Origin of the sequence: Actinophytocola gossypii, assembly GCF_025165815.1 — a bacterium.
Taxonomy (GTDB): Bacteria; Actinomycetota; Actinomycetes; order Mycobacteriales; family Pseudonocardiaceae; genus Actinophytocola; species Actinophytocola gossypii.
On the sequence record NZ_JAFFZE010000010.1, the window covers coordinates 326,672 to 351,265 of the forward strand.

26 protein-coding genes are annotated in these 24,594 nt (G+C 72.7%); 11 read left to right on the plus strand and 15 right to left on the minus strand.

Features of this window, described 5'->3' with window-relative positions; translation table 11 throughout:
- Nucleotides 1-22: 22 nt before the first annotated feature.
- On the minus strand, nt 23-418 hold the full coding sequence (locus tag JT362_RS12720; protein ID WP_260191420.1) for a RidA family protein: 396 nt from the start codon (nt 416-418) through the stop codon (nt 23-25).
- 93 nt (nt 419-511) lie between these two features.
- Here JT362_RS12720 and JT362_RS12725 point away from each other — a divergent pair, with 93 nt between their 5' ends.
- Both JT362_RS12725 and JT362_RS12730 read left to right on the plus strand, forming a co-directional pair.
- Complete coding sequence (locus JT362_RS12725; RefSeq protein WP_260191339.1) at nt 512-1,486, plus strand: helix-turn-helix transcriptional regulator; 975 nt, start codon at nt 512-514, stop codon at nt 1,484-1,486.
- Complete coding sequence (locus JT362_RS12730) at nt 1,483-1,944, plus strand: GNAT family N-acetyltransferase (RefSeq protein ID WP_260191340.1); 462 nt, start codon at nt 1,483-1,485, stop codon at nt 1,942-1,944. Before JT362_RS12725 ends, JT362_RS12730 begins: the two co-directional genes overlap by 4 nt.
- On the opposite strand, the gene JT362_RS12735 is transcribed toward JT362_RS12730, so the two are convergent.
- The 4 genes from JT362_RS12735 to dxs are packed head-to-tail and all read right to left on the minus strand — an operon-like array spanning nt 1,910 to nt 6,382.
- The gene (locus JT362_RS12735) at nt 1,910-3,037 is read right to left on the minus strand and encodes a sensor histidine kinase (RefSeq protein ID WP_260191341.1); all 1,128 of its coding nucleotides are present in this window, start codon (nt 3,035-3,037) and stop codon (nt 1,910-1,912) included. The genes JT362_RS12730 and JT362_RS12735 overlap by 35 nt on opposite strands.
- Entirely contained in the window at nt 3,034-3,714 is a 681-nt protein-coding gene (locus JT362_RS12740) for a response regulator transcription factor (RefSeq protein WP_260191342.1), read from the minus strand. The genes JT362_RS12735 and JT362_RS12740 overlap by 4 nt, the downstream gene beginning before the upstream one ends.
- Before the next feature lie 47 nt (nt 3,715-3,761).
- Nucleotides 3,762-4,451, minus strand: coding sequence for a DNA alkylation repair protein (locus tag JT362_RS12745; RefSeq protein WP_260191343.1), 690 nt, complete (start codon nt 4,449-4,451; stop codon nt 3,762-3,764).
- Entirely contained in the window at nt 4,451-6,382 is a 1,932-nt protein-coding gene (dxs, locus tag JT362_RS12750) for a 1-deoxy-D-xylulose-5-phosphate synthase (protein WP_260191344.1), read from the minus strand. The genes JT362_RS12745 and dxs overlap by 1 nt, the downstream gene beginning before the upstream one ends.
- Nucleotides 6,383-8,620: 2,238 nt before the next feature.
- On the opposite strand from dxs, the gene JT362_RS12755 reads away from it, so the two are divergent.
- Entirely contained in the window at nt 8,621-9,949 is a 1,329-nt protein-coding gene (locus JT362_RS12755) for a hypothetical protein (RefSeq protein ID WP_260191345.1), read from the plus strand.
- 43 nt (nt 9,950-9,992) lie between these two features.
- Nucleotides 9,993-10,700 (plus strand): hypothetical protein, encoded by a 708-nt coding sequence (locus tag JT362_RS12760; RefSeq protein ID WP_260191346.1) that lies wholly within the window; start codon nt 9,993-9,995, stop codon nt 10,698-10,700.
- A gap of 21 nt (nt 10,701-10,721) precedes the next feature.
- On the opposite strand, the gene JT362_RS12765 is transcribed toward JT362_RS12760, so the two are convergent.
- Together JT362_RS12765 and JT362_RS12770 are read right to left on the minus strand one after the other, a co-directional pair.
- On the minus strand, nt 10,722-11,879 hold the full coding sequence (locus JT362_RS12765) for a class I SAM-dependent RNA methyltransferase (protein WP_260191348.1): 1,158 nt from the start codon (nt 11,877-11,879) through the stop codon (nt 10,722-10,724).
- Nucleotides 11,876-13,879: an APC family permease gene (locus tag JT362_RS12770; RefSeq protein ID WP_260191350.1), complete on the minus strand. Its 2,004-nt coding sequence runs from the start codon at nt 13,877-13,879 to the stop codon at nt 11,876-11,878. Before JT362_RS12770 ends, JT362_RS12765 begins: the two co-directional genes overlap by 4 nt.
- A 107-nt stretch (nt 13,880-13,986) precedes the next feature.
- On the opposite strand from JT362_RS12770, the gene JT362_RS12775 reads away from it, so the two are divergent.
- Both JT362_RS12775 and JT362_RS12780 read left to right on the plus strand, forming a co-directional pair.
- Nucleotides 13,987-14,652 carry a potassium channel family protein gene (locus JT362_RS12775; protein ID WP_260191351.1) on the plus strand — a complete coding sequence of 222 codons (666 nt, stop codon included), beginning with the start codon at nt 13,987-13,989 and terminating at the stop codon, nt 14,650-14,652.
- Nucleotides 14,653-15,309 (plus strand): potassium channel family protein, encoded by a 657-nt coding sequence (locus tag JT362_RS12780; RefSeq protein WP_260191352.1) that lies wholly within the window; start codon nt 14,653-14,655, stop codon nt 15,307-15,309.
- 169 nt (nt 15,310-15,478) lie between these two features.
- Here JT362_RS12780 and JT362_RS12785 read toward each other — a convergent pair whose 3' ends face one another.
- A complete protein-coding gene (locus JT362_RS12785) occupies nt 15,479-16,426 on the minus strand; it encodes an SDR family NAD(P)-dependent oxidoreductase (RefSeq protein WP_260191353.1) in 948 nt (315 codons plus the stop codon).
- 74 nt (nt 16,427-16,500) lie between these two features.
- On the opposite strand from JT362_RS12785, the gene JT362_RS12790 reads away from it, so the two are divergent.
- Nucleotides 16,501-17,127, plus strand: coding sequence for a MerR family transcriptional regulator (locus JT362_RS12790; RefSeq protein WP_260191354.1), 627 nt, complete (start codon nt 16,501-16,503; stop codon nt 17,125-17,127).
- Nucleotides 17,128-17,131: 4 nt separating this feature from the next.
- Here JT362_RS12790 and JT362_RS12795 read toward each other — a convergent pair whose 3' ends face one another.
- On the minus strand, nt 17,132-17,884 hold the full coding sequence (locus tag JT362_RS12795) for a DUF3159 domain-containing protein (protein WP_260191355.1): 753 nt from the start codon (nt 17,882-17,884) through the stop codon (nt 17,132-17,134).
- Nucleotides 17,881-18,261 carry an OB-fold nucleic acid binding domain-containing protein gene (locus tag JT362_RS12800; protein ID WP_260191356.1) on the minus strand — a complete coding sequence of 127 codons (381 nt, stop codon included), beginning with the start codon at nt 18,259-18,261 and terminating at the stop codon, nt 17,881-17,883. The genes JT362_RS12795 and JT362_RS12800 overlap by 4 nt, the downstream gene beginning before the upstream one ends.
- Nucleotides 18,262-18,453: 192 nt before the next feature.
- Here JT362_RS12800 and JT362_RS12805 point away from each other — a divergent pair, with 192 nt between their 5' ends.
- On the plus strand, nt 18,454-19,095 hold the full coding sequence (locus JT362_RS12805; RefSeq protein ID WP_311202699.1) for an alpha/beta fold hydrolase: 642 nt from the start codon (nt 18,454-18,456) through the stop codon (nt 19,093-19,095).
- Here JT362_RS12805 and JT362_RS12810 read toward each other — a convergent pair.
- Genes JT362_RS12810 through dut form a run of 3 tightly spaced genes read right to left on the minus strand, consistent with a single transcriptional unit; the run spans nt 19,092 to nt 20,955 of the window.
- A complete protein-coding gene (locus JT362_RS12810) occupies nt 19,092-19,715 on the minus strand; it encodes a LysE family translocator (RefSeq protein WP_260191358.1) in 624 nt (207 codons plus the stop codon). The genes JT362_RS12805 and JT362_RS12810 overlap by 4 nt on opposite strands.
- Nucleotide 19,716: 1 nt before the next feature.
- Entirely contained in the window at nt 19,717-20,472 is a 756-nt protein-coding gene (locus JT362_RS12815) for a DUF3710 domain-containing protein (protein WP_260191359.1), read from the minus strand.
- 6 nt (nt 20,473-20,478) lie between these two features.
- The gene (gene dut / locus JT362_RS12820; RefSeq protein ID WP_260191360.1) at nt 20,479-20,955 is read right to left on the minus strand and encodes a dUTP diphosphatase; all 477 of its coding nucleotides are present in this window, start codon (nt 20,953-20,955) and stop codon (nt 20,479-20,481) included.
- Between the two features lie 24 nt (nt 20,956-20,979).
- Here dut and JT362_RS12825 point away from each other — a divergent pair, with 24 nt between their 5' ends.
- Entirely contained in the window at nt 20,980-21,477 is a 498-nt protein-coding gene (locus JT362_RS12825; protein WP_260191361.1) for a DUF3093 domain-containing protein, read from the plus strand.
- A 22-nt stretch (nt 21,478-21,499) separates the two neighbouring features.
- On the opposite strand, the gene JT362_RS12830 is transcribed toward JT362_RS12825, so the two are convergent.
- The gene (locus JT362_RS12830) at nt 21,500-21,808 is read right to left on the minus strand and encodes a DUF4193 domain-containing protein (protein ID WP_260191362.1); all 309 of its coding nucleotides are present in this window, start codon (nt 21,806-21,808) and stop codon (nt 21,500-21,502) included.
- A 338-nt stretch (nt 21,809-22,146) separates the two neighbouring features.
- On the opposite strand from JT362_RS12830, the gene cei reads away from it, so the two are divergent.
- Nucleotides 22,147-22,848, plus strand: coding sequence for an envelope integrity protein Cei (gene cei / locus JT362_RS12835; protein ID WP_260191363.1), 702 nt, complete (start codon nt 22,147-22,149; stop codon nt 22,846-22,848).
- On the opposite strand, the gene JT362_RS12840 is transcribed toward cei, so the two are convergent.
- The gene (locus tag JT362_RS12840; protein ID WP_260191421.1) at nt 22,845-23,657 is read right to left on the minus strand and encodes an inositol monophosphatase family protein; all 813 of its coding nucleotides are present in this window, start codon (nt 23,655-23,657) and stop codon (nt 22,845-22,847) included. The genes cei and JT362_RS12840 overlap by 4 nt on opposite strands.
- Before the next feature lie 65 nt (nt 23,658-23,722).
- On the opposite strand from JT362_RS12840, the gene ppgK reads away from it, so the two are divergent.
- Nucleotides 23,723-24,484, plus strand: coding sequence for a polyphosphate--glucose phosphotransferase (ppgK, locus tag JT362_RS12845; protein ID WP_260191364.1), 762 nt, complete (start codon nt 23,723-23,725; stop codon nt 24,482-24,484).
- Nucleotides 24,485-24,594: the final 110 nt, after the last annotated feature.

The following is a 24,594-nucleotide window of genomic DNA, read 5'->3' on the forward strand; positions in this document are numbered from 1 at the left end:
CCAACCTCCCTGGACATCACAGCTAAGCGACGGCGGTGCCTTCGAGTTCGACCAGCAGGGTGGGGACAGCCAGCCGGGTCACGCCGAGCATCGTGCTGGTCGGGGCCACCCCGGCGGCGTCCAGCCGGGACGCCAGCACACCGTAGTGCTGGATGAGCAGGTCGACGTCGGTGGTGTAGACGTTGAGCCGGACGAGGTTCCCGAGGGACATGCCGCCCGCGCCGAGAACGGCCTCCAGGTTGTCCAGGCTCAGCGTCAGCTGCGCGGCCAGGTCGTCGGCGTGCTGGGGCGTGCCGTCGGCGCTCAGCGCGGTCTGTCCCGCGCAGTACAGGGTCCGGGTGTGCCCGGAGACGAGTTCGCCCTGGTTGTAGCCCAGTTCCTTCGACCACGTCCACGGGTTGACCGTCGTACGTTCCACTGTCACATCAGGCTCCGTTCGGTTCATCGACAGTGGTGCGAGCCTGGCAAGGAATCACGACACCCTGTGTCGTGTATTCGGTACGGTCTTCTGGTGCGCGCCGACCGGTTGGTCTCGCTGGTGCTGCTGCTGCGCCAGCGCGGTCGGCTGTCCGCGGCGACGCTGGCCAGGGAGCTGGAGGTGTCCACCAGGACGGTGTTGCGGGACATCGAGGCGCTGTCCTCGGCGGGTGTCCCGGTCTACGCCGAACGCGGCCGGCACGGCGGTTTCGCGTTGTTGCCCGGTTTCCAGGCGGAGCTGACCGGGCTGAACCACGACGAGGCGCTCGCGCTGCTGGTCGCCGGGTCGCGGCGTGGGGCGCAGGTGTTCGGCCTCGGCTCGGCGCTCGCCTCGGCGATGCTGAAGGTGGTCGACGCGCTGCCGGCGGGCCAGCGGGACACCGCGGCCGGCGCGGTGCGGCGGCTGCTCATCGACCCGGAGTCCGACCTGCTCGCGCGGCGGGTGGTCGCCGACGAGGTGCCCGACGCGACGGTGGCCGAGATCCGGCGGGCGGTGTTCGCCGGGCACAAGCTGCGGATCCGGTACGCGGCAGTGGACCAGGCGCCGGCGTGGCGGACGGTGGACCCGATCGGGCTGGTCACCGTGCGCGACCAGGGCTACCTGCTGGCCACGAGGTCCGGCGCGGACCGCACCTACCGGCTGTCCCGGGTGCTGGCCGCCGAGGAACTGGACGAGCCGGCGGACCGGCCGGAGCGGGTCGACCTGGACCGCGCGTGGCAGGAACGCGGCACCCGGTTCCGGACCGGTGGGGACCAGGTCGCCGTCCTGGTACGGCTGAACCCGGCACGGCGGTCGGACCTGGTGAACACCGCGCTCGCCGTCCGCGCGGAGGAGGTCGACGCGGACGGCTGGCTGCGCCTGGAGGTGACCTTCCAGGACGCGCGGCACGCCGAGTGGACCATATGGCAACTCGCCACGAACGCGGAAGCCCTTGCGCCGCAGTGGTTACGCGCCTCCCTGCACGACCGCGCAGCCGCGATCGCCGACCGCTACGGGGCGACGTCATGAACGTTCGGCCGGCGCTGCCCGGCGACCGGGAGTTCCTCTTCGAGGTGCGGCGCGCAACTCTGCGCACCTACGTCGAACAGACGTCGGGCTGGGACGACGCCGAGCAGCGCGTGGTCGCCGATGGGGAGTTCGCCGTCCTGCCGTTCTCCGTGGTCGAGGAGGACGGTCGGCCCATCGGCTACGTGTGTGTCCTGCACCGGAGCGAGTACGACTTCATCGAGGAGATCGCGCTGTTGCCCGAGGCGCAGGGGCGTGGCATCGGCACCGAGCTGTTGCGGGGCATCCTGCTGGCCGCCGAGCGGCGCGGCGTTCCGGTCCGGCTCAGCGTCTTCGTCGACAATCCCGCGCGGGCGCTCTACACCCGCCTCGGATTCGAGGTCGTGCGGGTCGAGGATCCCCGGGTGGCGATGCGGTGGGAGCCGGTCAGCGGAGGGTCGGCAGGTGCACGGTCACCGTGAGGCCGCCGCCGGGTACCGCCTCCGCGGTGACCATGCCGCGGTGCGCCAGCACCACCGCGCGCACGATCGACAGCCCGAGGCCAGTGCCGGTCTGGGCGGTCCGGTCCACGCCGCCTCGGCGGAACGACTCGAACAGCTCGTCCACCCGGTCCGGGTCGACCGCCGCACCGGACGAGGACACGCGCAGGCTCGCCCGTTCCGGGGTCGCTCCCGTCCACACCTCGATCCAGCCGCCGTCGACGTTGTGCCGGACCGCGTTCTCCAGCAGGTTCCCCGCCACCCGTTCCAGCAGGGCCGGGTCACCCGCGACCGGCGCCGGCAGGTCGTGGAACGCCGTGGACAGGCCCCGGCGGGTGGCGTCCGCCGCGATCGGGCGCCACGCGGCGGCGACCACGGCGGCCAGGTCGACCGGCTCCACCACGCCGAGGCCCATGCCGTCGGTGCGGGCGAGCAGCAGCAGCGCCTCGACCAGCTGACCGGACCGCAGGGTGGCGTCGCGCACGACGCCGGCCATCCGGCGCAGCTCGTCGGCGTCGGCGTTCGGGTCGGACAGGGTGACGTCGAGCTCGGTGCGGATCACCGACAGCGGGGTGCGCAGCTCGTGCGAGGCGTTCGCGACGAACTGGCGCTGGGCGGAGAACGTGGCCTGCAGCCGGTCGAGCATGGCGTCGAAGGTGTCCGCGAGCTCGGCGACCTCGTCGCGCGGGCCCCGCAGGGCGATGCGCTCGCCGAGCGACTCCGCGGACAGCCGGCGGGCGGTGCCGGTGACGTCCCGCAGCGGCTTGAGCACCCGGCCGGTGAACGTCCACGCCAGCAGGGCGGTCGCGACCAACACGCACACGAACGCGATCGAACCCGCTACCAGCACCCGGAAGCGCGCGTTGTCGCGCAGCACCTCGGCCAGCTTCTCGGCCGGCACCGCGACACCGTCGACCTCGATCGTGGTGCCCGCCGGGAGCGAGGGCACGGTGACCGCGCCGGCGGCGAGGATCCACGCCAGCCAGAGCAGCAACGCGGCGACCACCGCGACCAGCGCGGTCGCGAGCAGCGTGATCCGGGCGCGCAGGCCGGGACCGCGCCTGGGGCCGGTCACCCTGACCCGGCTCCGGCGGCGGACGGCACCCGGTACCCCGAACCGACGACCGTGTCGATGATCCCCGGCTCGCCGAGCTTCTTGCGCAGTGTCATCACCGTCACCCGGACGGTGGTGGTGAACGGGTCGGCGTGCTCGTCCCAGACCCGCTCCAGCAGCTCCTCGCTGCTCACCACCGACCCGGAGGCCGCGAGCAGTACCTCGAGGACGCCGAACTCCTTGCGGGTCAGCTCCACCGGGGCGCCGGCCCTGGTCACCGTGCGACGGGCGGGGTCGAGTTCCAGGTCACCCGCGCGCAGCACCGGCGGCGTGACCGGGGTCGAACGCCGGGCGAGCGCCCGGACCCGCGCGACCAGCTCGTCGAACGCGAACGGCTTGGCCAGGTAGTCGTCGGCGCCGAGGGACAGGCCCTCCACCCGGTCGGCCACCGTGCCCGAGGCGGTCAGCATGATCACCCTGGTCAGCGCCCCGGAGGCGACGATCTCCCGGCACAGCTCGTCGCCGGGCATACCCGGGAGGTCCCGGTCCAGTACGACCACGTCGTACCGGGTGACGGTGGCCTTCTCGTGCCCCTCGTTCCCGTCCAGCGCGACGTCCACCGCCATGCCCTCACGACGCAACCCTCTGGCCACGGCCTCAGCCAGGGCCTCCTCGTCCTCGACGATCAGTATCCGCACGGCCCCACGATGCCAGAGGCCACGTTCGGTCGCCGTCAGCCCGGCCGCTACAGGTACCGGGCGCGCAACGGCGGGGCCAGCTTCTCGACGGCGTAGCGGAGGGTCGGGCGGTGCATCGCGGCGGCGTGCTGGTCCAGAAAGGACAGCAGGGCCGGCTCGTCGAGCAGGCCCGCGTACTTCAGCGCGATGCCGACCGGCTTGGACACCACGACGTCGTCGTCCGGCAGGAGTACCTCGGCCAGCCGGAACAGGTCGGGCAGGTGCGCGGGGGCGCCGTACCGCGCCCAGTAGAGCGGCGCGGTGATCGCCGTCCGGCGTTCGTGCTGGTTCGTCGACCGGGCGAGGGTGAACAGGGGGTCGTGCGAGCGGTCCATCAGGTACCGGCCGACGACCCGGGGCGCGGCGCGGTCGACCATGTCCCAGGAGTCGATCCGCGCGTGTTTCGCCAGGTACAGCTCGTACCCGGCGCTCCGGTCGTCGTCGGTGAGCTTCGGGGACCGGGCCTTGAAGTCCAGCACGCACACCGCGCACAGCCGGGCCTCGTACACCGGCTCGTCGAACAACGACGCCACCTCGTCCAGCGGCATCGCGGCGTGGGCCTTGGCGAGGTCGAACGTCGTCCTCATCCGCACGCCGAGCACGGGGTAGCCGTCCGGGAGGCGGGCGCTGGTCTTCTCACGGTCCTCGGCCGTGGCGTTCGCCAGCAGGTCGGCGAGGAGCGCGGCGGCGCTCGCCACTAGCCCTGGTTCAGCTCGGTGCGGGCGCGGTCCCCGGCGACCGGGTCGCCGATGCGGTCGACCGTCCACTCCGTGACGCGGCGGGCCACCTGCTGCGCGGTCAGTCCGAGCCGGACCAGTACCTCCGCGCGAGTGCCCTGGCCGTGGAACTCCTGCGGGACGCCCAGGTCGCGCAGCGGGGTGTCCACGTCGGCGTCGCGCAGGGCCGCGGCCAGGGCCCAGCCGAACCCGCCGTGCCGGCCGCCGTCCTCGACGGTGACCACCAGGCGGTGCCCGGCGGCCAGGGCGACCAGCTCGGCCGGCACCGGCAGCACCCAGCGCGGGTCGACGACGGTGACGCCGATGCCCTGGTCGGCGAGGCGTTCGGCCGCCGCCAGGCCCAGCTCGGCGAACGCGCCGACGGTCACCAGCAGCACGTCGGCGCTCTCGTCGGCGGCCGGGTGACGCAGCACGTCGACGACCCCGCGCCGCTCCAGCGCGGGGATGTCGGCGCCGACCGACGCCTTCGGGAACCGCAGCACGGTCGGCCCGTCGGACACCGCGACCGCCTCGCTCAGCTCCTCGGACAGGGTGCCGGCGTCGCGCGGGGCGGCGATCCGGATACCGGGCACGGCACCGAGGATCGACAGGTCCCACATGCCGTGGTGGCTCGCGCCGTCCGGGCCGGTGATGCCGGCGCGGTCGAGCACGACGGTGACCGGCAGCCGGTGCAGGGCGACGTCCATCAGCATCTGGTCGAACGCGCGGTTCAGGAACGTCGAGTAGATCGCCACCACCGGGTGCAGGCCGCCCATGGCCAGGCCGGCCGCGGAGGTGACGGCGTGCTGCTCGGCGATGCCCACGTCGAACCAGCGGTCGGGGTAGGCGTCGGCGAACGGCGCCAGTCCGGCCGAGCGCAGCATCGCCGCGGTGATCGCGACGACGTCCGGCCGCGTCTCGCCGATCCGCACCATCTCGTTCGCGAACACCGAGGTCCAGGTGGCGCTCTTGGCGGTGGTCGGCTTGCCGGTGACCGGGTCGATCGGGTCGGTCTGGTGCATCTGGTCGACTTCGTCGTTCTCGGCGAGCGGGAAGCCGCGACCCTTGCAGGTGACCGCGTGCACGATGACCGGCCCGCCGAACTCCTTGGCCCGGCGCAGCGCCGCGTCGAGGGCGGCGAAGTCGTGGCCGTCGACCGGACCGAGGTACTTGAGGCCGAGGTCCTCGAACATCATCTGCGGGCTGAGCGCGTCCTTGATGCCGCGCTTGGCTGCGTGCAGGGCGGCGTAGATCGGCTTGCCGACCACCGGAGTGCCCTGCAGGACCCGCTTGCCGCCCTCCAGCGCGCGCTCGTAGCCGGGGGTGAGGCGCAGCGAGGTGAGGTGGTCGGCCAGGCCGCCGATGGTGGGCGAGTAGGAGCGCCCGTTGTCGTTGACCACGATCACCACTGGCCGGTTCCTGCCGGCGGCGATGTTGTTCAGGGCTTCCCAGCACATGCCGCCGGTGAGCGCGCCGTCACCGACGACGGCGACGACGTGGCGGTGCTCGCCGCGCAACTCGTAGGCCTTGGCGAGGCCGTCGGCGTAGGAGAGGGCGGTGGAGGCGTGGCTGTTCTCGACGAGGTCGTGCTCGCTCTCGGCGCGGCTGGGGTAGCCGGAGAGGCCGGCCTGCTGGCGGAGGTGCTCGAACTCGTCGCGGCGGCCGGTGATGACCTTGTGCACGTAGGCCTGGTGGCCGACGTCGAAGATGACCGGGTCGTGCGGGGAGTCGAAGACGCGGTGGATCGCCATGGTCAGCTCGACCACGCCGAGGTTGGGGCCGAGGTGGCCGCCGGTGGTGGTGACCTTGTCGACCAGGAACTCCCGGATCTCGGCCGCGAGCCTGGGGAGGTCCTCGCCGGCCATCCGCTTGAGGTCGGCGGGGCCGTGCAGGGACTCGAGCTGGTCGGTCACCGATGGTCACCTCGGTTTCGGGTTTCGTTTCGGGGCGTTCGGCCATCCGGCGGTCCCCGCAAGTCTACGAGCGTCCACTCGATGCGGCTCCGCGCCTAGACTCCCCCCGTGCCCGTTGCCTTCGACTCCGCCGGGATGGAGCAGTACGACGAGCGGACGTGGTTCGACCCGCGCACCGGCGACCAGGTGAGCCTGACGTACATCGGTATGGTGCCCGACCTGCCGGCGGGGTTGGACGCGCTGCCGCTGCTGCGCCACCGGCTAGCGCTGGAGACCGCCGAGATCGGCGGGTTGATCGAGGCGCACACGGTGTTCATCGACCAGGTGCCGGCGCTGTTTCAGCTGCTCAAGGTGCCGATCCCGAACCAGGAGACGGGGCAGGCGTTCATCGCCGCGTTCACCCTGCCGAAGGCGACGTGCAGCGTGGTGCTGCGGATCCAGTGCGCCGAGGGAGCCACGACCGGCGTGCGAGAGGCGACGGTGGCCGGGCAGGTCGGCCCGGAGAACTACCTGCGCCCGCACCCGTACGCGCCGGATCTGACGGGTCTGCTCCCCTGGCACGTGGCCGACGAGGCGAGGTGGGACGCGAACTTCCCCGACCACCCGTTGACCAGAGCCCGAGCCTGGGCCCACCACACGATCGCGACGGCTCGGGTTGACCCGGCGTTCGCCCGCCTGGCCCCGTTCCGCCCGGACCAGACGGAGACCCTGCCGAGACAGGAGACGGTGTACACGCCGGCGGTCGGCTCGACGGACCGGGCGCCGTCGCCCAAACCCCCGTCCCAGCCCCCCGCGCCGCCGACGCCTTTCGCCCAGGAGCGGTCCGCACCGGTACCGCCGTCACCGAAACCGAGGCAGCCGACGGGCTCGTGGACCGAGCCGACGTCGGTACCTCCGTTCGGCCCCCCACATCCGGCCACGTCGTCAGCGGAGGACGCGGCGACACCGGTTCCCGACGCGCCGCGTCCCACCCCGCGACCATCGGCCGACGAGCCGGCACGGGCCGAGGTCCGACACCGACCCGACCCACCCCGACCAGGACCGGCCGACCTTCCACCACGGCCAGACCAACCCCGCCCGATCGGTCTCGCACCACCAGCCGACCAACCCCACCCGGCGCCGGCCGATGAACCTCGCCCAGCACCGCGGGACGTCCCACCACCAACCAACGCACCCCGCCCGGCACCGACCACCCTCGCACCAGCCGACGAACCTCGCCCAGCACCGCGGGACGTCCCACCACCAACCAACGCACGCCGCCCGGCACCGACCAGCCTCGCGCCACCCGACGAACCCCACCTGGAACCAGCCGATCTGCCTCCGCCAGTCGACGAGGTTCGTCCAGCGCTGCCCGACCCCCCGCCACCAGCCGACGCACCCCGTCCAGGACCGGCCGACCTTTCGCCATGGGCCGACGAGGCGGGCGCGGCACTCCCACCGCCGGCCGACCAACTTCACTCGGCGCTGCCCGACGTCCCACCACCAGCCGACGCACCGCGACCGGCAGTGCCCGACGGTTCACCAGCCGACCAACCTCATCCAGAGCCGGTCGAGCTCTCGCCACGAGCTGACGAGGTCCGCCCGCCACTACTCGATGTCCCACCACCACCCGGCGAATCGCGCCCGGCACTGGCCGACCTCTCACCCCCAGCCGAGCAGCAGTCCCACCCGGCACCGGCCGACCTCCCACCGCCAAGCGGCCAACCCCACCACGCACTGGCCGGCCTCGCACCGTCAGCCGACCAACCTCAGCCGGCATCGGCCGATCCTCCGGCGCCGAGCGACCAGCAGCACCCGCCACCAGACGACCAACGCCACCCGGCACCGGCCGACCTCCTACCACCAGGCGACCAACCCCACCCGGCACCGGCCGACCCTCCACCACCAAGCGACCAACACCATCCGCCACCGGCCGGCTTCTCACCGCCGGCCCACCAACCCCACCCGGCACCGGCCGATCCTCCACCGCCAAGCGACCAACACCATCCGCCACCGGCCGGCTTCTCACCGCCGGCCCACCAACCCCACCCGGCACCGGCCGACCTTCCGGCGCCGAGCGACCAATCACATCCGGCACTGCCCGACGTGCCACCGCCAGGCGACCAACCCCAGGCACCGGTGGCGAAGGGTGAAACTGATCCGGCGCCGGACGATCTCCCGGCACCTGCCGACGAACCCCGTCCCGCGCCGGCCGACGCCCCGCGAGTCGACGAGACTCCACCGGCGTCGATCGACGAAATGGGCTCGGTACCGGCGGCATCTTCGGCATCGGACGACCAGCCGCACGGTCTCGCGCCGCTCGCCGGGCTTCAGTCCCGCAGTGACGCGCCGGAGCCGACAGCCACCGAGCCGGGCGGCGACCCGCAGGTGCCGGCGATCTCCGAATCCGACCTCTCACCGGCGGCGCTCCACGGGCCGCCTACCGACCTCAGGCCGCCGCCCACGCTCGGGCCGCCGCCCGACGTGCCCGACCCGACATCGGGCGATCACTCGATCGATTCCAGCTCATCGGGTGACTCCGACGAGGTGCGGCCAACGGTCGAAGACGAGCCGAGCCACGGGCCGCCGCGCCCGACGCACGCGTTCTCCCTTCCCCCGCTGGCCGACGAACTGCCCCCGTTCCAACTCCCCCCGCGAGCCACGCTCGACAGCGCGGCCGGGCCGTTCCGCCGGTCTCCGCTGCCGCCTGAGCCGGAGTCGCTCGAACTCAGCCCGCCGCCACCCGAACCCCCACCCGTCCGCGCCCTGCACCCGGTCACCAACGGTCTTCGCGCGGTGCCTCCGCTGGACGAACCCGCCGCCGTCTGGCAGGCACCGCCCGCCGACCCGGTTTCGCCCGCCACCAACGGCTCCCCCAGGCCGAGACCACGGCACGCCAGCCCGGCCGAGACCACGCGGACCGTCCTCGTCGGGCTGCCGGTGGGCGACTACCTCTCGCTCTGGGTGAACGACGAGCTGACCTACTGGCGCCTGGCCGACCCCGACGCGGTCCGCGCCCGGCTCGGGGCCGGGATCGAGGCGCGGTCCGAGGTCGAGGACCGGCGGTTCCGGGAGACCGCGCTGCTCGACCCGGACGCGAACACGCTGTTCCTCGCGGACCGGTTCCGCGACAGCACCGGCCGGCTCGGCGGTCCGACCACCGCGCTGGAACCCGCCACGGAGGACGAGGCAAGGCGCGCCGCCGACGACAAGGCGATCTCCGCGCTGTACCACTGGCTCGGCGAGGTGGCACTGGCCGCGGGCGAGCGGGACGAGCTCGTCGCGGTCGAGGTCGGCGGGTGGACGGCCACGGCGTCGCCTCGGGTCGAGGTCACTTTGCGGACGGACGGAGAGGAATGGCACTCCGTAGTCGAGGCGTCCCCTGTTCCGGTGGACGCTCCCGTGTGGCGTGACCAACAACCGGTTGACGGCGACACCCAGTTACTGGTTTCCCCGGCGACGGACCGGACGATCCGCGCCGCCGGGCTGCTGACCAGGTTCGCCGTCGGAACGTGGTCGCTGCACCCGTTCCAGCTCGGGCTGACGTTCGGGCCAAACCCCACGCTCAGTGAGACACCGACGCGGTAAGGTCAACTCTCACGATGAGTGATCAGAGGGTGGGGACAGTGCAGTGACCGAGCCGCAGCCGGTGATGGAGCAGGCGGAGCAGGACCGGTTGACGCGGCAGGTGGGGCGCGCCCTGCTGACCGTGGCCGGCCAGGACTGGACGCAGGTACGCGCCGAGTACCGGTCCGCGGGACGGCACGTCGAGGTCGACGTGTTCGTCAGCGGCCCGGACGGGCAGCCGCGGCCGGTGCGCCCGCCGCAGGAGGTGGTCGACGGACTCGGTCGGCTGCGCCAGGGCATGTACCGGCCGGGCCGCGGAACCTGGCTGTCCGCCCTGTACCTGCTCGACCCGCCGAGCAGCTTCAGCGCCGAGTTCGAACCGGACGTCGAGCCGCGCTGGCGCCGCGTCCCGCCCCCGATCGGCTTCGCGGACGAGCTGCGCTTCTTCCCGCGCGCGGACGAGCACATCCCGGACTGGTTCCGCCAACGCGCCGGCCTCCCCCCGGCCGGCGGCGAGCAACCCCCGAACGCGCCGCCGACCCCACCGGCCGGGGCGCCGGCGACTCCCCAGCAACAACCGGCCCACCCGACGCCGCCGCACGGCGCCCCGCAACCACCGCACCAGCCGGGACCACCGCACCAATCCGGCCGACCCGGCCAGCCGGGTCCGCCGCACCAACCCGGCCAGCCGCACCAGCCGGGACCGCCGCACACCCCGCCCCACGGCGGCCAGCAGTTCCACGGCACCACACCCGCCCGCCCGGCCTGGTAGCCGATGCGATGAAGGCGTCCTTCATCGCATGAGCAGCGCGACGCACTCCACGTGGTGGGTCATCGGGAACGCGTCGAAGGCCCGGAGCTCGGCGAGCCCGTAGCCGTGCCCGGCGAACGTGGCCACGTCACGGGCCAGGGCCGCCGGGTCGCACGCCACGTAGACGATCCGCTCCGGCCCGGCCGACGCGATCGTGTCGACCACCGCCCGGCCGGCACCCTTGCGCGGCGGGTCCAGCACGACCACCCTCGGCGCCGGCAACGACGTCCGCTCCACCCGACCGGTGACCACCTCCACCTGCGGCAGGTCCGCGAGGTTCGACCTCGCCAGCGCGGCGGCCGCCCCCACCGACTCGACGGCCAGCACCCGCCCGGACGGGCCGACCTGCCCGGCCAGCACCGACGCGAACAGACCCACCCCCGCGTACAGATCCCACGCCACGTCCCCACCCCGCGCGCCGGACCACTCCGCGACCACCTCCGCGTACACGTCGGCCGCGTCCGGATGGGTCTGCCAGAACCCGTCGGCCGCCACCCGCCAGCTCCGGCGCGCCGCGGACTCCACCGCCTCCCCGCCGGCCACCACCCGCCCGTCCTCGACGACATGCGTGTGCGCCGTCGAGTCGACCGCCACGGCCAGAGACGCCCCGGGCGGCCACCGCCGGTCGACGACCGCGTCGACCGTGCCGGGCGCGGCGATAGCGCAGCTGTCGACCGGGACCACCCGGTGGCTGCGGTGCGCGAGGAACCCCGGACGGCCCAGCCGGTCCACCGTCAGCCTGGCCCTGGTCCGCCAGGAGAGCAGCCCGCCGGCCAGCTCCTCGACCTCCACCGGAACCGACACGCCGGCCAACCGCGACAGCTGCTCGGCCACCACGGCCGCCTTCAACGCCCGCTGGCCCTCGGCCGACACGTGCTGCCAGTCGCAGCCGCCGCACCGGCCCGGGCCGGAGAACGGGCACGGTGCCGGCACCCGCGACGGCGCCGCGTCCAGCGCCGACACCGCGTCCGCGCGGCAGAACGAGCCACCCCGGTCCTCGGTCACCGACACCACCACCCGCTCACCGGGCAGCGTGTGCCGCACGAACACCACCCGGCCCTCGTGCCGCGCGACGCAGTGCCCACCGTGCGCGACCGGGCCGACGGTGACCTCGAACCGGCGGCCGACCCAGGACGTCACCGCTTGTCCTTCCCGGACAGGCCCCGGCGGACCGCACCGGGCGCGGTCACGTCCCGGTCCCGCACCCGCTGCGCCGACGCCAGCTGCCACGGCACGCTGGTCACCATCACTCCCGGCTGGAACAGCAGCCTGCCCTTGAGCCGCAGCGCGCTCTGGTTGTGCAGCAGCTGCTCCCACCACCGGCCGACGACGTACTCCGGGATGTACACGGTGACCACGTCGCGCGGGTTGTCGGTGCGCATTCGCTTCACGTAGTCCAGCACCGGCTTGGTGATCTCCCGGTACGGCGACTCGACCACCTTGAGCGGCACCGAGAAGTCCTCCTTCTCCCACTGCGCCACCAACGCCCTGGTGTCCGCGTCGTCGACGTTGACCGTGACCGCCTCGAGCACGTCCGGCCGGGTCGCCCGCGCGTACGCCAGCGCGCGCCGGGTCGGCAGGTGCAGCTTCGACACCAGCACGATCACGTGGTTGCGTGACGGCAGCACCGCGGGGTCGCGGTTGCGCTCGGCCTCGGCCAGCTCGGCCGCCACCCGGTCGTAGTGCCGCCGGATCGCGGTCATCAGGGCGTAGATCGTGCCCATCGCGGCGAGTGCGATCCACGCCCCATGGGTGAACTTCGCGACCAGCACGATCACCAGCACCGCCGAGGTCATCGTCAGCCCGAACGCGTTGATCGCGCGGGAGCGGCGCATCCGCCTGGCCGCTGCCTCGTCCGGCCCGTCGCGCAGCAGCCGGTTCCAGTGCCGGATCATCCCGCTCTGGCTCAGCACGAACGACACGAACACGCCGACGATGTAGAGCTGGATCAGCCGCGTGACCTCGGCGTCGAACGACACCACCAGGATGATCGCGAACGCGGCGAGCCCGACGATGCCGTTCGAGTACGCCAGCCGGTCACCCCGGGTGTGCAGCTGGCGCGGCAGGTACCGGTCCTGCGCGAGGATCGAGCCGAGTACCGGGAAGCCGTTGAACGCGGTGTTCGCGGCCAGCACCAGGATCAGCCCGGTGAAGAAGATGATCCACCAGACCGCCGGGTCGAACCCGGTGAACACGGCGTTAGCCAGCTGGGCCACCAGCGTCTTCTGCTCGTAGTCCGGCGGGGCGTCGACGAGCTGCTCGGCGGGGTGCTCGGCGATCTTCGCGCCGGACATCCCGGCCAGCGCGATCAGCCCGAGGAACATCGTGATCGCGATGATGCCCATCAGCAGCAGCGTCGTCGCCGCGTTCCTCGACTTCGGCTTGCGGAACGCCGGCACCCCGTTGCTGATCGCCTCGACACCGGTCAGCGCCGCGCTGCCGGAGGAGAACGCGCGCAGCACCAGGAACACCAGGGCCATGCCGGTGAGCTGGTCACCCTCCTCCAGCAGGGTGAAGTCGGCACTCTCCGCGCGCACCTCGTCGTCGAGCAGCACCACCCGGGTGACACCCCAGACGATCATGGCGAGGATGCCGAACACGAACGCGTAGGTCGGGATCGCGAACAGCGTGCCCGACTCGCGCACGCCACGCAGGTTCATCGCGGTCAGCAGCACGATCGCGCCGACCGCGAACTCCACCTTGTGCGTGGCCACGAACGGCACCACCGACCCGATGTTCGCCGCCGCCGAGGAGATCGACACGGCCACGGTGAGCACGTAGTCGACCAGCAGCGCGCTGCCGACCACCAGGCCCCAGCGGCGCCCGTGGTTGACGGTGGCCACCTCGTAGTCGCCGCCGCCGGACGGGTAGGCGTGCACGTTCTGCCGGTAGGACAGCACGACCGCGGTCATCAGCAGGACCACGACGATCGCGATCCACGGGCTGAACGCGTAGGCGGAGATGCCCGCGACCGACAGCGTCAGCAGGATCTCCTCGGGCGCGTAGGCCACGCTGGACATCGCATCCGAGGCGAACACTGGCAGGGCGACGCGCTTGGGCAACAATGTGTGGGCCAGCCGGTCCGTGCGGAACGGTCGGCCGACCAGCAGGCGCTTCGCCACCGATGCGAGCTTGGGCACGGATGCAAAGCGTATGCGGTCGCGTCACCGGAACGGAGCAGCGGCCGGTAGGTTGCACCCCGGCGATCCGTGCGGGGTCCGCCCGGAGGAGAAGGGAAGGCCTGGACGTGCACGTGGTGATCATGGGCTGCGGGCGGGTCGGCTCGTCGCTCGCCGCCGCGGTCGAACGGCTCGGCCACTCGGTCGCGGTCGTCGACAAGGACGCGCAGGCGTTCCGGCGGCTGGGCACCGACTTCCACGGCCGGCAGGTGGTCGGCGGCGGGTTCGACCGGCGCGTGCTGGTCGAGGCCGGGATCGAGGAGGCCGCCGCGTTCGCCGCGGTGTCCAGCGGGGACAACTCCAACATCATCTCGGCGCGGGTGGCGCGGGAGACGTTCGGCGTCGAGCACGTGGTCGCCCGGATCTACGACGCCAAGCGGGCCGAGGTGTACGAGCGGCTGGGCATCCCGACGGTGGCGACCGTGCCGTGGACCACCGACCGGCTGATGCGCACGCTGCTGCCGGACGGTGTCGCGTCGGCGTGGCGGGACCCGACCGGCAAGGTCGCGGTGGTCCAGCTGCCGATGCACGAGGGCTGGGTCGGGCACACGGTGGCTTCGCTGGAGCAGGCGACGGGGGCCAGGGTCGCGTTCGTCATGCGGTTCGGCACCGGCGTGCTGCCGACGCCGAAGACCGTGGTCCAGGCCGACGACCTGGTCTACGTGGCGGCGCTGTCCGGCACGATCTCCGACGTCACCAGCGCCGCAGGCCAATCGCCCGAGGAGGCGTCCTAGATGCGGGTCGCGATCGCGGGGGCCGGCGCCGTCGGCCGGTCCATCGCCGCCGAGCTGGTGGCCGCCGAGCACCAGGTGATGCTGATCGAGCGGCTGGCCGCCCACTTCGAGCCGCACACCGTGGAGCAGGCGGAGTGGGTGCTGGCGGACGCGTGCGAGCTGTCCTCGCTGGAGGACGCCGGCATGCAGCTGTGCGACGTGGTCATCGCGGCGACCGGGGACGACAAGGTCAACCTGGTCGTGTCGCTGCTGGCGAAGACGGTGTTCGCGGTGCGGCGGGTGGTGGCCAGGGTCAACGACCCCTCGAACGAGTGGCTGTTCACCGAGGCGTGGGGCGTCGACGTGGCGGTGTCGACCCCGCGGATGCTGGCCGCGATGGTCGAGGAGGCCGTCTCCGTCGGCGACCTGGTGCGGCTGCTGACGCTGCGGCAGGGCCAGGCCAACCTGGTCGAGCTGACCCTGCCGGAGGACACCCCGCTGGCCGGCCATCCGGTGCGCGACGTGCACCTGCCCCGGGACGCCGCACTGGTGACCATCCTGCGCGGCGGCCGGGTGATCGTGCCGCAGCCGGACGACCCGCTGGAACCGGGCGACGAGCTGCTGTTCGTCGCGTCGGCGAACGTGGAGGACGAGATCAGGACGGCGCTGGGTTACTGAGGCGGGGCGACGCCGGCCTGATCGACGCCAGCCTCATGGGTGGCGAGGAGTTTCTCCGCTCAGCCCTACCTCCACTGTCGTCCCTACCTCCACTGTCGTCGTCGTATCGGGACGGACGTTCTTCGCGGCGACCACGCACCCGCGGGAGCTCGCCGGATCGGAACGATGATCACTGTGGTTGGGGCGGGAAGCCGGGGGGCATGGTCATGGGCCGGCCGGCGCTCATGCCGCCGTCGATGAGGATCTCCGTTCCGGACAGGTAGCCGAAGTCGGCGGAGGCCAGGGCCAGGACGGCGGTCGCCATCTCCTCCGGTTCCGCCATGCGCGGGAGTCCGTGGACGTTCAGTGGGCCCCACGCCTCCTTGAACTGCACCCACAGGTCGTCGGGGATGCCCGGGGGGCGGACCAGGCGGGTGTCGGTGGTGCCCGGGTCGACGGACAGGACGCGGATGCCCTGCGCGCCGTAATCGAGGGCGGCCGCGCGGACGATGCCCTGCACGGCGCGCTTGCTCGCCGAGTAGGTCGCGTGGCCGGGACGGGTGTGCTCGGCCTGCGAGGACGCCGTGCAGATGATCACGCCGCCACCCGCTCTGAGCAGGTGCGGGACCTCGTACTTGATCGCGAGGAACACGCCGCGCGCGTTCGTGCGGTGCACGTCCTCCCACTCGTCGACGGTGGTCTCGTGTAAGGGCTTGCCCAGGTGGATGCCGGCGTTGTTGAAGGCGATGTCGAGCCGGCCGTACCGGCGCGCCACCGCGTCGACGAACGACCGCACCTGCTCCGGCACCCGCACGTCGGCCCTGAGGTAGAACGCGTCACCGCCCGCGCGCCGGATCTCGCGTTCGACCTCGCGGCCGAGCTGCTCGCGGCGGCCGCAGAAGCCGACCCTGGCTCCCTCCGCCGCGAACGCGACCGCGGTCTCTCTGCCGATGCCCGACGTGGCGCCGGTGATCAGCACGACCTTTCCGGCGAAGCGGCCTCGACGCCGTCCACGGCCCTCGGCGGAACTGGGCGGGGTGGCGGACGCGGTGCCGACGGTGGCCGAGGTGGCGGCCAGGGCCGCCAGACCGGCCGCGGCTCCGCCCAGCACGGTACGGCGGCCTACGTTCTCACTCATGGGATCCCTTCGGAATGGATAGCCTCGCTGTCCGTAACGGATAGTAGAACTATCTTTCTGAGAGAATTCTCAATGTGCGAATCGCCGAGCTCAGCCAGCGGACGGGCGTGCCCATCCCGACGATCAAGTTCTACCTGCGCGAGCACCTTCTCCCGCCCGGCGAGCTGACGAGCCCAAACCAGGCCCAGTACGGCGAGACCCACGTGCACCGGCTCCGCCTGGTGCGCGCGCTTGTCGAGGTGGGCGGGCTGTCGATCTCGGCGACCCGCGAGGTGCTCACGCGGATGCGGGCCGCCACCAACACGCTGCACTCGATCGGCAAGGCCCAGTTCGCCATCGCCGATCCCGTCGAGCCGCACGAGGACGAGGCGTGGCACGACGCCGTCCGCCGGGTGGACGAACTCGTCGCGGAGCGGGGCTGGCAGGTTCGGGACAGCAACCCGGCGCGTGCGTCACTCGCCGAGGCCCTGGCGTACCTGACTCGCCTCGGCCACGGGGACCTGTTCCCGCTGCTGCGACACTACGCCTCGGCCGCCGAGCTGCTGGCGGTCTCCGAGGTGGACGTGGTGCTGAGCCGCGAGAACGTCGACAGCATGTCCGAGACCCTCGTGACCATGTCGGTGCTCGGCGACGCCATGATGTCGGCCCTGCGCATGATGGCCCAGGAGTCCGACGCGACCCGCCGGTTCGAGGAGCCGTGAGGGCTCAGCTGCTCTCCGGCGCGGGGCCGCCGTACTTGGCGCGCAGTTTGGCCTCGAGTTCGCGTTCCTCGGCCGCGCGGGCTTCCGCGGCGGCCTGGATGTCCTTCTGCCGGTGTCCGGCCGCCCGCACCGCCCACACGGTGACCAGCAGTGCGACGGCGGTCAGCGGGTAGCCCATGGCCAGCCGGGCGAAGCCGAGCCAGCCGGTCTGGTCCTCGTCGTAGAGCCAGCGCTGCACGACGAACCGGGCGGCGAACACCGACATCCAGGTCAGGGTCGCGATGCTGTACACCCGCACGGCCCTGCGGTCGCCGCGCCAGAGCATCCCGTGCCCGTTGAGGTACGACCAGATCACCCCGACCAGCGGCCAGCGCACCAGCACCGACACCAGGAACACGCTGCCGTAGACCAGGCTGGTCCAGATGCCGAACAGGAAGAACCCCTTGGCGTCCCCGGTCCGGTAGGCGATGAACGCCGCGATCGCCACGCCGAAGAACCCGGAGATCGCCGGCTGCAGCGGCTCCTTGCGCACCAGCCGGATCACGGTGATCGCCACCGCGCTGCCCAGTGCGCTCCAGATCGCCGCGGTCAACCCGAACAGGGAGTTGATCAGGATGAACACCAGTACCGGGATCGTCGAGTAGACGAGCCCGGTGATGCCGCCCATCTGCTCCAGCAGGGTGGGCTGCTTCTCCTTCTCCTGCTCCGGCTCCTCGGTGGAGGTGGGGGGACTGGGGGACCTGTCAGGTTCCGTCATGTAGCCGTCTGCAACTCGTAGTAGGGGTTGTAGAGCACCTTCTGCCCGTCGCGCAGCGCGATCCGGCCCTGGGCCTTGATGGTCCGGCCGGGCTCGATGCCCGGAATACGCCGTCGACCGAGCCAGACTAGTGTCACACCCTCGGTTCCGTCGAACAGCTCGGCCTCCAGCGTCGCCACAGCGTCACGCGGGCTGAGCTCGACGGTACGGAGTCGTCCGAGGACCGTGACCTCGTCGCCGGACCGGCAGTCGCACGCCTTGCGGGCGCCGACCGCCTCGACGTTGTCGGAGAGGCTCTCGGCGTCGAGCTCGTCGACATCGCTGGTCAGGCGCTTGACCAGGCGTCGTATCGGACCGCGTCCGGCTCCGGTGGCCATACTGACGCTCCAGTCTGCTGGGGGCCGGCCCCGACACCCGGCCCGGACAATTCCAGCGTAACCACGCGAAGCCGCGCTGGGTGGAGGAAGTGGCACGTGAATGTCTCGGTATGCCCCTTCGCCGGGGACGGCGCTCCACGGACGGCGATTATGCTGCCCGGCACCGGATCCGACGACATATTCGTCCGATCTGTGTTCGAGATCCCGCTGGCGGCGGTCGGTGTGCGGACACTCGCGCCCACTCCCGTTCCCGGCCCCCGGCTCGCCGACGCGCACCTGGCCGCCGTCGACGCGGCCGCCGCGGTCGAGCCGGTGCTGGTCGGGGGCGTCTCGTTCGGCGCGCACCTGGCCGCCGAGTGGGCGCTGCGCAACCCCGGCCGGTGCGCCGGCCTGGTGCTCGCGCTGCCCGCCTGGAACGGCGAGCCGGAGGACGCGCCGGCCGCCCTCTCCGCCAGGGCCTCGGCGGCCGACGTACGGCGCCGGGGCGTCGACGGGGCGCTGACGGATGTGGCCGCGTCCGCTCCGGCCTGGCTCGCCGAGGAGCTCGCCCGCGCCTGGCCCGGCTACGGCGACGGGCTCGCCGGCTCGCTGGAGCTGGCCGCGGGCCGGGCGGCGCCCACACCGGACGGGCTGGCGGCGCTACGGGTCCCGGTGGGCATCGCGGCGTGTGTCGACGATCCGGTCCATCCGGTGGGCGTGGCGGAGGCGTGGGCGCGTGCGCTGCCGCACGCGGCCGTGCGGACCACGCGGCTGGCGGTGGTCGGCCGGGATCCCGAGGCGTTGGGGCGCGCGGCGGTGCTCGCCTGGCTGCACGCTGGTGGGCGGCCCGGCTAGCGCTCGGCCAGCGCGAGCGCGCCACCGAGGCCGATCATCGTCAGGCCGCTCCCGATCCGCTCCCGCACCTGCCAGCGCGGGTGCGCCGCGACCAGCCGGGACAGCGCGCCGGCGAAGAACGCGACCAGCAGGTCCACCGCCATGGCCATGGCCACCACGATCAGCCCGAGGACCACGAACACCACCGCCGCCGGCACCTCGCCCCGGTGCACGAAGTGCGGCAGGAACGCCAGGAAGAACAGTGCCGTCTTCGGGTTCAGCGCCTCCACGACGACGCCCTGGCGCAGCGCGCTCCGCCTCGGCCGCGCGGCCGGGACCGCCACCTCGCCCGCGTTCCGGTCGAGCAGCGCCCGCACCCCCAGGTACACCAGGTACGCCGCGCCGGCGAGCTTCACCACGGTGAACGCGGTCGCCGACGTGGCGAGGACCGCGGACAGCCCGAGCGCCGCCGCCAGCACGTGCAGCGAGGCGCCGATGCCGTTGCCGACCACCGAGCGCACGCCGTCCGCGCGGCCGCCGCGCAGGCTGCGGGCGAGCACGTACAGCACGCCGGGGCCGGGCAGGATCGCGAACAGGGCCGACGCTCCGAGGAACACCAGCCACTCGGCGGACGTGGGCATGTCAGCCCTGCGCTGCCCGCGCCTGCTCGTTGGCCAGCGCCTGTGCCCTGGCCCTGGCCTGCGCCTGGACGTAGGCCAGCACCGGCGGCGGCAGCGTCAGCGGGAGCGGCATGCCGACCGGCATCGGGGTGGTGCCGCGCACCACGACGGTGCCGCGCATCAGCTCGTACAGCGCGGCGGCGGCGTTGTCGACCCGGTCGGGCGCCGAGCAGACCGCGGCGCGCAGCAGCCACCGGGGGCCGTCCACGCCCACGAACCGCCACACCTCGCCGGGGTAGGTGGCGAGCAGCTCCTGGCCCCACGCGCCGGCGGTGCTCTGCACCTTCGTGCCCTTGGCGCGCATGTTGTCGGCCAGCTCGCCGCACCACTCCTCGCGCCACAGCTCACCGGAGCGCGGCGCCGCGTAGGCGCTGAGGGTGACCAGGCACAGCTCGGTGGCGAAGTTGAGCTCGCTGGCGACCGCGCCGTCCTGGCTCATCTTCGCCGCGAACCGGGAGCCGCGGACCGGCTCGAGCCCGTTGCCCGGGGTCAGCCGGAACCCGACGCACGGCGTCACCGGCAGCCGGACCGCCCCGAAGTCGAGGCGCGGCACGCCGTCCGCCGGCGCGTCCTCGGTGTCGTACGGGCCGGCGTCGTCGAACAGGTCGCCGCCGACCTCGCCACCGAGCTCGCCGTACTCGGCGTCACCGTCGTAGTCGTCCGCGAACCCGGGCTCCTCGTCGTCGAGGTCCCGCTTCCGCCGTCCGAACAGTCCCACGTGCGTCTACTCCTCCGTGGCCCTGGACCCGCTCAGCACCGAGTGTCCACCGGTCGACCCGTACCCTCCGGAGCCCCGCGGCGAGTCGGCCAGCGCCGCCACCTCGCGGAACACCGCGTGTTCCACCCGCTGCACCACCAGCTGCGCGATCCGGTCGCCCCGGCGCAGCTCGACGGGCTCCCGGAGGTCGTGGTTGACCAGGCAGACCCGGATCTCGCCACGGTACCCGGAGTCGATGGTGCCCGGCGTGTTCACCACGCTCAGCCCCACCCGGGCGGCGAGGCCGGACCTGGGATGGACGAACGCCGCGTACCCGTCGGGCAGGGCGATCGCGACACCGGTGCCGACCGTCGACCGTTCCCCCGGCGCGATCGTCACGTCCGAGGTGGTCACCAGGTCGGCGCCCGCGTCGCCCGGCCGGGCGTACGACGGCAGGGGAACACCCGGATCGATCCGGGTCAGCAGGACCTCCACGTCGGACACGAGCGGCGAGACTACCCTGGGGGTGTGAGCGACACGTCTTCCGGTGCGCGCGCCGAGCACGAGAACGCTACCGAGCGGACGTCCGCGCGGTACTCCGAACGGCTGTACGTCACGTGGTACTGGTGGCTGCTGCCGTTGCTCGCGGCCGGGCTGCTGGCCGCGGAGGTCCACCTTGGCTACCCGGGAGTGCGGGCGTGGCTGCCCTACGTCGTCCTGCTGCCGCTGACCGCGCTGCTGGTGCACCGCGCCGGCCGGACGAAGGTCGAGGTGCGCGACGGCGAGCTGTGGGTCGGCGGCGCGCACCTGCCGCTGGAGTTCGTCGGCGAGGTCCAGGTGGTGGCCGCGAAGGACAAGCGGAAGGTGCTCGGCCCGCACCTGGACCCCGCCGCGCACGTGCTGCACCGGGGCTGGGTCGGTCCGCTCGTCCGGTTGCGGCAGACCGACCCCGAGGACCCGACCCCCTACTGGGTGTTCAGCACGCGGCACCCGGACCGGTTGGCCGAGGTGCTGCGCGCGGGTTGAGCCGTGTGCTCGCGCCGGCCGGTCAGGCGCAGTCGCGGCAGATGTACTGGCCCTTGCTCTCCTCGGCCAGCCTGCTGCGGTGATGCACCAGGAAGCACTTGGAGCAGGTGAACTCGTCGGCCTGCTTCGGCACGACGCGAACGGTCAGGTCCTCGCCGGACAGGCCGGACAGGTCGGCGCCGGGCAGCTCGAAGCTCTCCGCGGTCTCCGACTCGTCGACGTCGACGACGCCGGACTGGTTCTCGTTGCGACGCGCCTTCAGCTCCTCGAGCGAGTCCTCCGCGAGGTCGTCCGCCTCGTTTCGGCGTGGCGCATCGTAGTCGGTGGCCATTGGTCTAGCACCCCCACTTCAGGATGTGTTCGTGCCGCTGGACAACGTCCCAGCGGCCCAGTTTGTGCCCGCCATCTCACGTGACGCAGGTCTCGTGCTTCGGAATCGATTCGCTCGAACCCTCGACGACCGGAGCGCGGGGAGGGTAGCCCATCGGCGAGCGCGCATCCAGCACTTCACCCGATCGGGTGTGTCCGCGCCACGGATGACTCAATCTCGACACGATGCGCCAACAGGACGCGCCCCGACCCGCCGACCGGCCCGCGAGCGCCTAGGCTGATCAGCAACGAACGAACTGGGTGCGGCGGGTCCTTGGGGGACCGGAGGAGGCGGAGCGCGTGGCGTCCCGGAACGTGTGGCCGAACAACGGTCCGCAGCGCTATCGGAAGCGGCGCCCGCTGCCCGCGCTCATCCTGATCCTGGTGCTCGGCGTCACGGCCACGGTGGTGTGGATCAACGTGATGACCGACGCGGCCGAGAACGCGGGCGCGACCAGGTGCGAGCCGCCCGCGCCGCGCAAGGGCACCGAGAAGCCCACCACGCCGCCGACCACGCTCGGTCAGCAGCTGGAGTTCGCGTCACTCGACCGCACCGTGCCGGCACCACCCGGTCAGGTCCTGGTCAAGGTGAGCAACGCGAGTTCGCAGCGGGGTGCCGCCGGCATCGTCACCGCCCGCCTGCGCGAGCTCGGCTTCGCCAAGGTCGCCGACCCGGGGAACGACCCGCTGTACGGCGACACGATGGAGTGCCGGGGCCAGATCCGTTTCGGCCCGCAGGGCACGTCCTCGGCCCGCACGCTGAGCCTGCTCGACCCGTGCGTCGAGCTGATCCGCGACGAGCGCAAGGACGCCACCGTCGACCTGGTCATCGGCGCCGACTTCGACGCCCTCACCCCGAACTCGCAGGCCCGCACCGCGCTGGAACAGCTGACCCAGTGGGCCGAGGAGCACCCGGAGACCAAGGGCGGCCTGCAGGCCAACGGCCCCCAGCCGGACCTCGACCCCGAACTGCTCGCCGGCGCCCGCAGCACCCGCTGCTAGAGGTCCAGGTACCCGGTCTCCGCCAGCGCGGCCCACAGGTCGTCGGCGATCCCGGGCGCGGCCACGAACGTCAGCCCGTCGGTGTCGTCGTCGGACTCCGGCAACCGGACCACCGCGCCCGCCTCGGCCGCGATCAGCGCCCCGCCCGCCCAGTCCCAGCGGTTCAGGCCGTGCTCGAAGTACCCGTCGAGCCAGCCGGCCGCGACCGCGCACAGGTCGAGCGAGGCCGCGCCGGCCCGGCGGATGTCCCGCACCCGGCTCAGCAGTCCCGGCACCCCGGCCGCCTGCCGGACCCGCCGCTCCGGCCGGTAGGCGAAGCCCGTGCCGACCAGCGACAGCTCCAGCCTCGTCGACGCCGACACCCGCAGTGGGCGCCCGTCGAGGAACGCGCCGCCACCCCGCGCGGCCGTCCACCGGCGGCCGGACACCGGCTCCACGACGGCCGCGGCCACCGACTCACCGCCGACCTGCGCGGCCAGCGACACCGCGTACCAGGGGTAGCCGTACAGGTAGTTCACCGTGCCGTCGATCGGGTCGACGACCCAGGACACGCCGTCGTGGGGCGTGGGGGTCGAGCCGCCCGCCTCCTCCCCCAGCACCGGCTCGCCTGGCCGCAGCTCGGCCAGCCGCTCCCGGACCAGCCGCTCCACCGCGAGGTCCGCCGCTGTCACCACGTCGGTCTCGCTGGACTTCGTTCCGACGTCCCGGATCGCGTCCTCCCGGGCGGTCCTGGCCAGCTCGGCTGCCGCCGACGCGACCGACACCGCGATCTCGAGAAGGTCACCCTCTTCAACACCCACGGGACCTATCGGACCACATCCGGCTAATCTCCGTGGGAAGGTGAACTGAATCGAGTACGAAGGGATCCGTGGGGATGGGTGCAACCCTCGGCTTCGGCGTGGACATCGGCGGCTCTGGCATCAAGGGAGGCATGGTCGACCTCGACGCGGGGAAGCTGCACGGCGAGCGCATCCGGGTCCCGACGCCCGACCCGTCCAAGCCGGACGCGGTGGCGGACGTGGTCCGGCAGATCGTCGACGAGTTCGGCTGGACCGGCAAGCTGGGCATCACCCTGCCCGCGGTCATCAAGCGCGGCATCGCGCACACCGCGGCCAACATCGACAAGACCTGGCTCGGCACCGACGCCGCCGCGCTGTTCGCCGAGCGGCTCAACCTCGATCCGAGCGAGGTGGTCGTGCTCAACGACGCCGACGCCGCCGGCATCGCCGAGATCTCCTACGGCTGGCCGGACGACCGGGAGGGCGTGGTGGTGCTGCTGACGTTCGGTACCGGCATCGGCAGCGCGCTGTTCCGCGACGGCAAGCTCGTTCCCAACACCGAGTTCGGCCACCTCGAGGTCGACGGCCACGACGCGGAGACCCGCGCGGCTGCCTCGGTCAAGGAGGAGAACGACCTGTCCTGGGCCGAGTGGGCCAAGCGGGTCACTCGCTACGTGCGCAGTCTCGAGGACCTCATCTGGCCGGACCTGATCATCGCCGGCGGCGGGGTCAGCAAGAAGGCCGACAAGTGGCTGCCGCTGCTGGACGTGCGGACCAGGGTCGTCGCGGCCGAGCTGCGCAACGACGCGGGAATCGTGGGGGCCGCCGTGGCCGCCCGGCAGGGCCATCACGGCTGACACGTTCGCCGACGTCAGGGTGGATCTTCGCCCCGGGTGCGCACCTGGGGAGGAGTATCGTCGTTACAATGGAACAGTGCCCGCGGCTCACAGCGGCCCGGGACTTCCCC